Raw genomic sequence first — 11700 nt, forward strand, 5'->3', positions numbered from 1 at the left:
TGCCAGTTGAGCTAACGATCCAACCATTTAAATAAAAGCTATTTAGTGGGGTGAGTGACGGGAATTGAACCCGCAACCACCGGAACCACAATCCGGTACTCTAACCAATTGAGCTACACTCACCATAAACAACTTTTTCGTGCTTCGCACTTGTTAAAGTGGCGCGCCTGAAGGGACTCGAACCCCCGGCCCACTGCTTAGAAGGCAGTTGCTCTATCCGGCTGAGCTACAGGCGCACATTTCACACTGCCTCTGCCGAAGCACGCGAATAATTATAATCAAAATACAGTTTGTGTCAATATGAAAAACAAAAAATGCCGCGACTTTTTTTACTTTAACGCAACAAAGATGTTATTTATCATAGAAATAGGTGATATGGCAAATTGTAGAAAATAGTTTTATATGTTAGACTAACGTTTAGGAATTGTAAGATAAATATAACATATACAGATAAGGGGTGCTCGAAATGAATTGTTATCAGATCATGGCGGTAAGAATCTATAATCGTGATAAATGCGCCGTTGAGGTACAGCGTGTGCTGACCGAGTATGGATGCTCGATTTTGACAAGGCTTGGGCTTCACGACCAGTCTACGCCGGGTACCTGTTCTCCGGCGGGGCTTCTGGTGCTTCAGCTCTGCTGCTGCAATGAAACATCAAGAGAACTTGAGGGCAAGCTTAACGCGCTTGAGGGCGTCAAGGCGCAGCTGGTAGACCTCTCGGATTAACGATCTTTAATATTCAGGGGCAGTAGGGCCGGCAGGTTTCCGGCTCTTCTGCCCGATTTTATTTTTAGGAGGCGGACGGATGTATCTGGGAGAATTTGAGATTTTATGCCGACTGCTGCTGGCCGCTTTTTTAGGCGCAGTTTTTGGAATGGAGCGCAGACATAGGAATAAACCGATCGGGGCTCGTACGCATATACTCATCTCTCTGGCCGCCTGTACGGTGGCGATCATCTCGTCCTACGGCTTTACCGAGCTGGCCTACTCCTATCCTCATGAAGTCAGCGTGAGGACAGACCCCGCGCGTCTGATGGTGGGAATGCTGACCGGTATCGGTTTCATAGGTGCTGGAATAATATATAAGAGTCCGCACGGTGATATAAAGGGTATTACTACGGCGGCAGAGGTGTATCTTATTACCGTACTCGGCATCGGTTCGGGGCTGGGACTCTATATGCTCTCAATATCGGCGTCGGTGATTGCCTATATCACGCTCATCTGCTCAGAGGACATGGTCTCCTGTGTCAAAGAAAAATATTGTGTCCCGTTTAAGCTTTGGCTTAAAAAGCTTTTCCATCGTCGTAACTCCAGGGAGGAGTAACTACGCAGTGGGATTTCAATTTCAGTCCCTTTGTGATGACCGCTGACAACAGTTTGTAGTGCTCTCCGTGAAACGACGGCACGGTTTTTGTGCTCCATCGACATTACAAAACCAGACTACAGAGATAATAAATAAAAAAATGTCTGTCATACTGGCATACGGATGTTCCTATGGCCGTTGCTGAAGCGGTATAAGCTTTGGACTTCATAATTGGAATATAATATCAACTTTGACGCTTATAAAATATTTGTGTTATAATGAATTGTATTTATAAAATAAATAATATAATATCTTTTATGATAAATTACTAAAGTCAGAGACTACTGGCGCATAGTTATTTATATAGAATGTATTAAAATACAAAAAACTAATATATAAAGGAGAAAATGATATGTTATTTGAGCTCCTCAACGGTATAGCTGTTTTGAAGTTCGACGCCTTATGGACTGCGACACTGGCAATTATTTTGCTCTTAATCGGTTTCGCTATCAGGAACAAAGTCGGCATAATCGGCAGGTTTTGTATCCCGGCGCCGGTTATCGGCGGCCTTTTGATGTCCATCACCGCGCTTATACTTCATCATACGGGAAACTTCACCGTCCAGTTCACCACCTCTATGCAGTCGCCGATGATGCTGGCCTTTTTTACTACTGTTGGAGTCGGCGGAAGTTTCGGACTGCTGAGAAAGGGAGGACGCGCGCTTATAATCTATCTGGTATTCTGCTGGGTTTTGGCGGCGATACAGAATACCTTCGGCGCGGGACTCGCCTCGGCGCTGGGTCTGAATCTGCTTCTGGGCATAATGGCCGGAGCCGTATCTCTTGAGGGCGGGCATGGCGCGGCCGCCGCCTTTGGTCCAATGGTTGAAGGATTGGGCGTAAAAGGCGCGGCCGCGGTAGCCATAGCCTCGGCCACCTTTGGGCTTATTGCCGGGGGGCTCCTTGGCGGACCGGTAGCTAAGACTCTCATTGAGCGCCACCACCTAAAGATAGAGGCAAATACGGATACGATGTTTCAGAAAAGCGCCGACGACATCCTGAATGAGCAGTCTGAGAGAAAGGTAACCAGCGCCGCTCTGCTCAACTCTCTTGCGCTTGTACTCATTCTTATGGTCATTGGATCATATCTTTCACAATATATCGCTAAACTAACGGCTGGAACTAATTTCAGCCTCCCTGGTTATGTGACGGCAATGTTCGCAGCGGTCGTATTCAGAAATTTAAACGACCACCTTCATTTTGTTAAAATCAACAGCAGCTGTATAGACATTATCTCCGATATCTCGATCGGCGTATTTCTTACCATGGCGATGATGAGCCTGCGCATCTGGGATCTTTACGACCTAGCGTTGCCGCTCATCGTAATACTCGTACTGCAGACGACAATAATCGTGTTATTGGCGATGTTTGTCCTGTTCCGCCTGCTTGGGAAAGATTATGACGCGGTCGTCATGTGTTCGGGTTTCATCGGGCACGGCTTAGGCGCCACGCCTAACGCCGTAGCCAATATGGGATCAGTCTGTGAGAGATACGGCGTAATGTCATATAAGGCTTTTTTGATAGTGCCGCTCTGCGGCGCGGTCCTTATTGATCTTGTCGGTATTCCCAATATAGTATGGTTCATCAATTTCTTTGCTAACCGCTAAAAGCCAGCTAAAAGACAGTCCCGGTTCCAGCTCCGGGATCGGGGCTGTCTCTTTGCGAGCAGCATCGTGGTACTGCGTAAATGTAATCATCCAGTACCACAACTTACAAAATGTTCCTTTCATGTTTTTATTTCACGCTAAATTAGTTTTTTTGAAATAATCGAGATATAATACCATTGCTATTAATGGGTTCTATGGAAGGAGCCGAAGCAGATGGACAATCGTGCAGGATGTTACAGTATCTATCCGTCGAATGAAACCGCCTATCATTCATTCGTCCACAGTCCTTTGCCTCCGACTCAACCAATCAAATTAGCTGATATCGGACTGTTTGTAAAAGAAATTCCACAGCCTGCTGTTTTAAAAAACGCAGCCGTGCTTATTCCAGAGGTTGAGCTGTCCTCTTCTATGTATACGCGCGAAGAGAGCCTCATCCCACCGCAGACCGGGTACACGCTGGCAGCGTTTAATGGTATCTCTGATCCGCCGCACGATGCAAGCGATGCCTGATTTGGAAAAGTACCCAAGCATGGATTACGATACGGATGAATTGATATATGCTGTACTGACACATTATCAATTTGAAATTATTCATCCGTTCCTTAATGGCAATTGGAGTGTAGGCCGGTTGCTTATGATGTTATTTTTGAAGGAGAAAAACCTTCTTTTCAATCCGGCAATAGACCTTTCATATTTTTTAAAGAAAAAGCGCGTGGAATATTATGACCGAATGACCGACGCGCGGATAAAAAGAGATTATGGGCAGTGGACGGCGTTATTCCGGCAGGCTTTGACGGAATCCGCCGATGACACCTCCGCTGATAAGGTCTCCGCCGTTATCGATGAATTAAACGCTTTGCATGATGCCAATATTACGCTGCTTGGAAAGACGGAATATCCTATTAAAAAAATTATGCCCGCCTTCAGTTACCTGGAAGCAAACCCCGTCATAGATATCAAACAAACTTCTAAGGCGCTTGGTATTGCGTATAGTTCGGCATTCTTTTCCATAAAATGTCTGGCTGAAGTTGGTATTCTAGCCCACACCGCCAATGTCATGAGAAACCAAATCTTCGCATACGAAGCCTATTTAAATATTCTGCGTAAGGTCACTTGAAATAACCAGCCGCAGTACGTGGAATCATTCAAGTCAAGAGACAATCTCCACAACAGTATCTTTTAATCTTTGCTTGTCCTGCCGTATTTAAAATCTCCGAACGCCCTCTTCCTGACCCAGAGGAAGCAGGCGAAATGGGCCGCGAAGGTCACCGCCCAGGAGACGGGATAGGAGATATAGACCGTCGCCACGCTGTGCAGGGCCGGTATATGGAGCAGCGTCGATATCCATACGAGGCGCAGGCCGCAGACGCCGAGCAGCGTGACGATCGTCGGCAGCACGGAATACCCCATTCCGCGCATCACACCGCCCATCCCCTCCATCAGGCCGCAGATGGCGTAGGCGGCGGCGATCAGCTTCATACGCTCCATACCGGCGGCGATGACCGCCTCACTCGAGGAATAGATGCCAAGCAGCGTATGGCCGAATATAGTGGCTGTAAGTCCCAGCAGGCCGCCGACAAGGGCGCTGCAGACAAGGCCGACCTTCAGCACCTTATTGACGCGGTCGAACCTCCCCGCCCCCATATTTTGACTCGTGAAGGATATTATCGCCTGATAAAAGGCCTCCATAGAGAAGTAAACAAACATCTCAATGCTGTCGGAGGCGCAGCTGCCCGCCATGACTACCGCGCCAAACGAATTTATGAAGGCCTGAATGACAACGTTGGAGATTGAAAAAAGCACCCCCTGCAGTCCCGCGGGAATGCCGATCCTCAGCATCTTCATAAGATTTTTTACATCGATGCGCGCCTTGGCCGGTGTGAAACGCAGCGCCCCGCTCTCGCGGAGCAGGCAGCGCAGCACAAGGGCCGCGGAAATACACTGAGCGATGACCGTGGCAATCGCCACCCCGGCCACGTCCAGATGGAGATAGATCACGAAGAAGAGGTTCAGGAGGACATTTACCACTCCGGCAAACGAGAGATAGATCAGCGGCCTTCTGGTATCGCCGACGGCGCGCAGGATCGCGCCGCCGAAGTTGTAGAGCATCATCGGCGTCATACCGAAAAAATATATGACTAGATATAGCGTCGCCAGACCGAGAACCTCCGGCGGCGTCTGCATCATTATCAGTATCTTGCGCGCGAAAACAATGCCGAGGACCGTCAGAAAAATACCGCTCACCACGGCGACGATGATCGAGGTGGCGACGGTCTTGGAGATGCCCTCCTCGTCCTTGGAACCGTAGTAGCGCGCGACGAGGACGTTCGTACCGATTGAGATGCCGACAAAAAGGTTTGTCATCAGGCTGATGAGAGAGGAATTGGAGCCGACTGCCGCGAGGGAGTTGTCGCCCGCATAGCGCCCCACCACGATAATATCCGCCGCGTTGAAAAGCAGCTGCAGAATGCTCGAAAACATGAGCGGTATCGCAAAGAGCAGCATCTTGGGCAAAATACGCCCGCTGCACATATTTATCGCGTACTTGTTTCTGCCGCCCCTGTTCTGATTGATAGTCCTGCCTCTTAATAAAAACATTTAACGTCTCTCCCGCAAAGATAATTGCCTGGTGGAGATAATCATATCCACAGCGAGAGCATTCTAACATCTTATAGTTATTTTGCAATATTATTGCGCCTTTTGGGCACGTATTTTTACAGAGGATTAAGACAACCCGCAGTGCGGGGCAATTAATCCTCCGCCGTCAGGAAGTTCCGCTCCAGGTAGATCATATCCTTCAGCCGCACCCCATTTTTAAACATCGGGTGGTCATAATTGTTGATGAAAAAATCCTTTACGCGGTGGCTCTCCTGAAAGCCGCAGCTCCTGTAAAACGGAATGGTAAGCGGGCTCTCGCCGGTGCCGACAAGTATCTTGCGGCAACGGCCGCCGTACCTCCCGCAGACAAACTCCATCATCTGACGTCCATAGCCCCTGCGCTGGAAACGCGGCTCCACGGCGAGATTCTTTATCTCAAAGACCCCGCCTCCCTCGTCCGTCACAACGCATACGGCGCGCAGCCCGCCGTCGTACAGCGCGAACAGCTCTCCCCGCCACAGATATTTATCGATCATATCCTCCTGCTCGTCGGCAAGCAGCAGCAGTTCGAGGTAGTTCCTCTTGTCTTCTTCCTTTATAAGCTCTATCTTCATGCGCTCATCCTTTAGAATAAAAAATCATGAGAGAGCCTCAAGGCTCTTTTTCATTATCCCCAGCGCCGCCTTTGGTTCGGAGCACGCCAGAAGCCCCATCGCGTAAAGCATATAGCTCCCGTCGCGGTAAAGCGCCGCCGTCTCAGGCAGCAGGACGTCCCGCTCGCTTCCCTCCTTCAGCAGCGCCGCCGGATCTTCGTTGTTTATCAGCGGGCCGCCGGTGCCGATGATGTTTTTTACGCCGCTAAGGTTCTTGCCTCGCTGCAGCAGCTTGCAGCCAACAGAGGCCGTATGTTCCAAACATCCCGCGTGACGTCTAGCGGCCGCGCGTATACAGTGGGAGGCCAGCACGGAATCCACGCGGCGTTCTTCGCGCGTGGCGGGCAGAAAGGCGTTGTCCGCCACACGGCGCGCCACAGCCTCCGCCATAAAGGCCTCGGAGACCGCCGAGTCCGCCGCGAGCTTCGCCGTCCCCGCTCCCTCGGCCACCAGCGCCGATGATTCGCGCAGGCCAAGGTCGCCCTCCACGGTGCGTTTAGCAAACCCCTCGGCGGCTCCGATGATACGCGCCCCCTCACAGGAACGCTGTTCCGCGAATGAATGCACGTCGGTCGTCGCGCCGCCAACGTCAAAGATAATCAGCTCTCCTAAACCCTTTTCCCCGCCGCAGCCGCGGGCGAGAAGCTCCCCCGCCGCGAGCACCGCCGAAGGAGTGGGCATCAGGATGCCGTCAAGCATCCCCCGCACCCCATCCAGCCCCTTCATATTAATGATGCGCTTCAGGAAAATCTCCCTGACGATACTCTCCGCCATCGCGGTGTTCAGCACCCCCACCGAGGGGATGATATTATCGGCAATGAAGCACTCCTTACCGCCGGAGGCGAGCAGAGAGCGCACCTTGGCGGCGGCAAAACTATTGCCTGCGTATATCACCGGCGCCTGCAGGGAGCTGGCCGCGAGGAGGGCGGCGTTATGCAGCAGGGCGGCCTCACTGCCCCGCTCGTAGCCGCCGCAGAAGAGGATTATCTCGACCTTCTCCGCGGCGAGCCCCGCCAGCTCCGGCTCCTTTATCCTGCCGGCGAGCGTGGCGAGAATCTTTCCTCCCGCGCCGAAGGCGGCGCTGCGGCCTGCCGTGACGCTGAGGCTGCGGCTGAGCCCGATAACGGCCATGCGAAGGCCGCCTGCGGCGCTCGAAGAGGCCAGCTTCAGCGCTCCGTCAAACTCTGCGGCGGAGAGGACATCCCTCGCCATCTCCAGACAGCGCCGCAGGCCGAGCCGCGCGTCGCTCTTCACCGTGGAGGCGGTGCATCCGCTGAAAAGAATCCTCTCCTCGCGCGGCGACACCACCGCCACCTTTGTGTGCGTGCTGCCGAAATCCAGCAGCACGGCCTTTCTGTCACGCGGCATAAATACTCTTCACCACAGATATTATCTTATCCATGTCATTATCGCAGTTGACGCCGAGCGCCCGCAGCTCCTCCGTGACGTCTACGGCGAGCGAGCCGCCCTCCATATTCTCGTTGAGCTGTCCGCCGAGGATAAGCGTCGCCTCCGTCCCCGACTCCCGCATCTTCTCCGTGAGCTCCTTAGCGTAACTGAGCGCGATCCCGTTATAAGTGCTCAAAGCCACGGCCTTCGCCTCGGTCTCAATCAGCGTATCCACGACCTCCTCCGGCGTCACATAATTCCCGAGGTCAAAAACGGCCGCTCCCGCCTTGGTGAGGATCGCCTTGACGATCTCCTTGCCATAGTCATGGATATCCGTCGAGCCGACGAGCACCTTCTCGCCGGATAGCTCCGCCTCGATCTCGCCGAAGCGGGCAAGCGCCTGATCCTTCTTGGAATTGAGATTCTTTATCATATCCGTCGGACGCACCGGGAGCCGCTCGCCGGAGGCCGTCCTTTCGCCCACGCCGAAATTATCCTCAAGCTGACGCGGGCCGATGGCCTTCAGCGCCGCAAAAATCTCTCCCGGATGATTGATATCCACGCCGAGGTCGTCAAGGGCGTTCATCATCCGCTCAAAGAAAATCTTCCCGCAGAAAATATAGAGGTCACGTTCGGCGTTGACCCGCTCCCAGTTGATGAAGGGGGCCATAAACTTTGACTTTTCAATCATCATATCGACCGTCAGATGCCCGTCGACGATCTCCTGCGCCGTCGGGATGCGCACCGCCTCCGTCACCGGCACCGAGGCGACGGCGTGTCCCGTCGGCGTGTGGCGCTGGAATATCGCGTCAGCGAGCGAGAAAGAGGCCAGCGCGCCGTAATTCCGCTGATAGTCGAGGCCATAATCCACCGTGTTGCCAAAGATCATCGTCCCCGGCGTGTGGTGCTTGTTGAGCTTCTCCATTACGGAGTGAATTATTATCCGTCCCATCGGGTCGCTGAAAAGATTGCCGTAGGCGAAAGCCATCCGCGCGCCGAGCATATCCTCGACGAGATACCGTTCCATCATCGCCCAGCCTGTGATGCTCGCAAGGTCGCGGAACTGATTGCCGAAACCGTCGTCCATATTGGAATGGACGATCGTTCCCTCCACCTTGCCCATCAGCATGAAGGCCGTCAGAGAATTTACCGTGCGCTCATACTCAAGCTCGACGCCCGGATACTCGTAGGTAAAATAGTGCGAGACGTTGCCTATGGAGGTGACCCCCGCGTTGAGCGCGAAGACGGTATTCTCCAGCGCGTTCGGCGAGCCGATCATATGGTCCGACATATGCGGCTGCACGGGGACTATCTGCCCCAGCGCCGCCCACTCCTCCGGCGTGTTAAGAATAAGCCCCGTGCCCTTCGGCAGCTTATCCCTGTACGCGGCGGGAACGCCCATCACCCAGTCGAGAATGAAACCGAAGCGCGTGATATAACTGCCGCGCCGTTTCAGCTCATTATAGATAAACTCAATATTCTTCGCCGTCTCCTCCCAGGAATTCCATCCGACATGCGAATGCTTGGAGATGAGCCCCTCGGCGATCGCGCGGCGCTTATACTCCGCCTCGCTTTTAACGCCATGCTCACGGAAAAACAAAGTCTCCCCCACGGTTATCCCCTTCGCGAGCCTGGAGGCGTCGGCCTCTATCTCGGAGATCGGCGGAAGCTCCTTCCAATCAAACCTCTTGTTAAACTTTATTTCCAACATCATCACTTCCCAATTTGAATTCGCATAAGCTAGATTTTATCTCTTTTTTAAATTTTAGCAAAGAAAAACAACGGCGATATCACGCCATGTCAAAAAATCAGAAAATTTAGCGGAGAAAGCGATAAACGCCGGTTTACGTTCTTAAAGCCTCCCTCTCTGAGCGAGGCGATGACCGCCTGTTTTGGGCGGCTGACGAAAGGAGAGTTAACCTTATATTTCTACGATTTGCCCCTCTCTTGCCGCACCGGTCTCCGAGCCAGTGTCCGGGGGCTTTACGTCCGCTGAATTCCGGGTCAGGGCCGGAATGACGAACGTAAACCGCGGATTCGCCGGCAAAGGCAGGAAAAACGGGATAACAGCTTGACAAGCAGCAAGGCCGAGCTATATATTACATAAACAGTAATTTTACTTATTTATCCTTGTATGATTTACCTATTTCAATACATTAGAGAAGGAGGGCGATATGTTATGTCGCCGTGTGAAGGCCGTCAGCCATTAAAATTATTTAACCCCAGTTCGCCCCCCCATTAAGCATACTATAATTCATTTAAGCCGCCGAGCGCGGCTGCTGCTCCTCTTTGTTTTCACCCTCTTCATCCTCGCCGCCCCCGGACCGGCACACGCCGATTTGAAGCGGGACGGCGACGGCTGTTACATCATCGCCACATCGAAAGACCTTCTTGAATTTAACAGAAGAATCACCTCAGAGACCTACAAAAAAATACCGCTCTCCGCCGACGCGCGCCTCACCGCCGACATCGACCTCACGAAGGCGGACGGGAAGCCTACGGAGTGGAAACCTATCGGCGACTATAACGGAGGCCGATACACCGGCACCTTCGACGGCGCGGGCCATACAGTCAAGGGCTATCGGATAAATAAAGCCGACGAGATGGGATTCTTCGGCACCGTCGGCGGCGGCGGCACGGTGCGGGGGCTCACCGTCAGCGGCGATATTAATATCGAAGATAAGGGCAACCCCACCTACGCGGGCGGCGTCGCGGGAAACTGCTTCGGCACGATAGAGGGCTGCGTAAACGCCGCCTCCCTGACCAGCTCCGCAAATAACGTCATAATAGGCGGCATCGTGGGACACTGCAGAGGGGACACGATATCAAACTGCGTAAACAGCGGCGATATCGCCAACAACAGCGATTATGGTACCGGCGGCATCGCGGGAAGAAACGACAAGGACGACAAAGGCGGTACGATATCAAACTGCCTCAACAGCGGCAATGTCGAGAACTCCGGCCGCGGACACACCGGCGGCATCGCGGGACACAACTACAACGGCAGCAAGATATCAAACTGCCTCAGCAGCGGCGGCAAGATCACAGGCGGCGAGAATGTCACCGGCGGCGTCGCGGGAGTCAACGAAGGCGGCAGCACGATATCAAACTGCGGCTGGCTGAAAACGGATACGGTCAACAAAGGCGTGGGAAATAACAGAGGCGAAGAGAATACCTTCCCACTCAACAATAAAGATAAGAAGGTAAACGAAAGCGTCGTCGCCCTCAGCGCGGATATCACGAAACAGGCCCTCAATAACGGTGACACGTCGAGAATCAGCCTCTCCACCATCTATGGAAACAAAGATGACTTCGGCAAGTATGTGACCAGCATCGACGCGGCGGTATCCAGCCCCGATATACTCTCCGCCGTAGTAAGCGGCGACAGCGTCATCCTCACCGCCAAGAACGATATCGGCATGAGGCGTGCCACCGTCACAGTAACCCTCTCGCCCGTCCTTCATCCGACGGACTTCGATACCATGAACCCTTCAAACAATCCATCCGATCCGCCGCTGAAACTCACCTTCGGCGTCACGGTCACGACAAAGGTCGACGAGGTCGTCATCTCCGGCGACGTTGTCTCTCCCCTCTATGTAAACGATATTATAGGCCATACACGGCGTCTTCGTGCCATCGTGAGCCCCGACTACGCGGCGGACAAAACGGTCGCCTGGGATAGCCTTAACCACGACATCGTTTCGGTCGACGTTACAGGGTACGTGACAGCTATCAAAAGAGGCAAAGCGACGATAACCGCCAAAGCCGGGAGCGTCACCACCAGCTGTGATCTGACCGTCCTCCAGAAAATCGAAGGCGCGGAGCTTACGCTCTCGCCGGACGTCTTCGTCTACGACGGGAATAAGAAAGAACCGACGGTGATGGTCATCGTCAGCGGCGATACCCTCTCGCAAGACACAGATTACACGGCAGAGTATAAGAACAACGTCGACGCCGGGAACGCGACGGCAACGGTGACGGTGACGGGCATAGAGAGTAATTACTGCGTAGGCACGGTAAGCAAGGACTTCACCATCCTCCCCAAGCCCGCCTCCCCCGACGTCACGGATAAGACGCGCACTGACGCCGA

At 53.1% G+C, this 11700-nt stretch carries 10 protein-coding genes and 3 tRNA genes (1 of these 13 running past the window's edge); 6 read left to right on the plus strand and 7 right to left on the minus strand.

Annotation, left to right across the window (positions count from 1 at the left end):
• From LIO98_RS04940 to LIO98_RS04950, 3 genes are all read right to left on the minus strand, one after another.
• Positions 1-21: transfer RNA gene (locus tag LIO98_RS04940), tRNA-Lys, on the minus strand; it reaches 155 nt to the left of the window's first position.
• Positions 22-46: 25 nt separating this feature from the next.
• A tRNA-His gene (locus LIO98_RS04945) sits at positions 47-123 on the minus strand.
• Between the two features lie 36 nt (positions 124-159).
• Positions 160-236 (minus strand) — tRNA-Arg (locus tag LIO98_RS04950).
• A 230-nt stretch (positions 237-466) separates the two neighbouring features.
• Here LIO98_RS04950 and LIO98_RS04955 point away from each other — a divergent pair.
• The 5 genes from LIO98_RS04955 to LIO98_RS04975 all read left to right on the plus strand — a co-directional run bounded on the left by LIO98_RS04955 (position 467) and on the right by LIO98_RS04975 (position 4087).
• The gene (locus LIO98_RS04955; protein ID WP_291953713.1) at positions 467-727 is read left to right on the plus strand and encodes a hypothetical protein; all 261 of its coding nucleotides are present in this window, start codon (positions 467-469) and stop codon (positions 725-727) included.
• Positions 728-806: 79 nt separating this feature from the next.
• Positions 807-1325, plus strand: a complete 519-nt coding sequence (locus LIO98_RS04960) for an MgtC/SapB family protein (protein WP_291953717.1) — start codon at positions 807-809, stop codon at positions 1323-1325.
• Between the two features lie 391 nt (positions 1326-1716).
• A complete protein-coding gene (gltS, locus tag LIO98_RS04965) occupies positions 1717-2970 on the plus strand; it encodes a sodium/glutamate symporter (RefSeq protein WP_291953719.1) in 1254 nt (417 codons plus the stop codon).
• A 213-nt stretch (positions 2971-3183) separates the two neighbouring features.
• Positions 3184-3480 (plus strand): hypothetical protein, encoded by a 297-nt coding sequence (locus LIO98_RS04970; RefSeq protein WP_291953721.1) that lies wholly within the window; start codon positions 3184-3186, stop codon positions 3478-3480.
• Positions 3440-4087: a Fic family protein gene (locus LIO98_RS04975; protein ID WP_291953723.1), complete on the plus strand. Its 648-nt coding sequence runs from the start codon at positions 3440-3442 to the stop codon at positions 4085-4087. Before LIO98_RS04970 ends, LIO98_RS04975 begins: the two co-directional genes overlap by 41 nt.
• A gap of 62 nt (positions 4088-4149) precedes the next feature.
• On the opposite strand, the gene LIO98_RS04980 is transcribed toward LIO98_RS04975, so the two are convergent.
• The 4 genes from LIO98_RS04980 to LIO98_RS04995 all read right to left on the minus strand — a co-directional run bounded on the left by LIO98_RS04980 (position 4150) and on the right by LIO98_RS04995 (position 9321).
• The gene (locus tag LIO98_RS04980) at positions 4150-5568 is read right to left on the minus strand and encodes an MATE family efflux transporter (protein WP_291953725.1); all 1419 of its coding nucleotides are present in this window, start codon (positions 5566-5568) and stop codon (positions 4150-4152) included.
• Between the two features lie 152 nt (positions 5569-5720).
• Positions 5721-6182 carry a GNAT family N-acetyltransferase gene (locus tag LIO98_RS04985; protein WP_291953727.1) on the minus strand — a complete coding sequence of 154 codons (462 nt, stop codon included), beginning with the start codon at positions 6180-6182 and terminating at the stop codon, positions 5721-5723.
• A gap of 24 nt (positions 6183-6206) precedes the next feature.
• Positions 6207-7589: a glutamate mutase L gene (locus LIO98_RS04990; protein WP_291953729.1), complete on the minus strand. Its 1383-nt coding sequence runs from the start codon at positions 7587-7589 to the stop codon at positions 6207-6209.
• Positions 7579-9321, minus strand: a complete 1743-nt coding sequence (locus LIO98_RS04995; protein ID WP_291953733.1) for a cobalamin-dependent protein — start codon at positions 9319-9321, stop codon at positions 7579-7581. Before LIO98_RS04995 ends, LIO98_RS04990 begins: the two co-directional genes overlap by 11 nt.
• Positions 9322-9949: 628 nt before the next feature.
• Here LIO98_RS04995 and LIO98_RS05000 point away from each other — a divergent pair.
• Positions 9950-11700, plus strand: a 1751-nt coding sequence (locus LIO98_RS05000; RefSeq protein WP_291953731.1) for an Ig-like domain-containing protein, incomplete at its 3' end; no start/stop codon positions are given.

This window comes from Cloacibacillus sp. (genome assembly GCF_020860125.1).
In the GTDB taxonomy this organism is placed as follows: Bacteria; Synergistota; Synergistia; order Synergistales; family Synergistaceae; genus Cloacibacillus.

Bases quoted from the DNA above. Each gene is read 5' to 3' on its own strand.
- LIO98_RS04955 (WP_291953713.1), top strand. From the start codon at position 467: ATGAATTGTTATCAGATCATGGCGGTAAGAATCTATAATCGTGATAAA.
- LIO98_RS04960 (WP_291953717.1), top strand. From the start codon at position 807: ATGTATCTGGGAGAATTTGAGATTTTATGCCGACTGCTGCTGGCCGCT.
- gltS (WP_291953719.1), top strand. From the start codon at position 1,717: ATGTTATTTGAGCTCCTCAACGGTATAGCTGTTTTGAAGTTCGACGCC.
- LIO98_RS04970 (WP_291953721.1), top strand. From the start codon at position 3,184: ATGGACAATCGTGCAGGATGTTACAGTATCTATCCGTCGAATGAAACC.
- LIO98_RS04975 (WP_291953723.1), top strand. From the start codon at position 3,440: ATGGTATCTCTGATCCGCCGCACGATGCAAGCGATGCCTGATTTGGAA.
- LIO98_RS04980 (WP_291953725.1), bottom strand. From the start codon at position 5,568: ATGTTTTTATTAAGAGGCAGGACTATCAATCAGAACAGGGGCGGCAGA.
- LIO98_RS04985 (WP_291953727.1), bottom strand. From the start codon at position 6,182: ATGAAGATAGAGCTTATAAAGGAAGAAGACAAGAGGAACTACCTCGAA.
- LIO98_RS04990 (WP_291953729.1), bottom strand. From the start codon at position 7,589: ATGCCGCGTGACAGAAAGGCCGTGCTGCTGGATTTCGGCAGCACGCAC.
- LIO98_RS04995 (WP_291953733.1), bottom strand. From the start codon at position 9,321: ATGTTGGAAATAAAGTTTAACAAGAGGTTTGATTGGAAGGAGCTTCCG.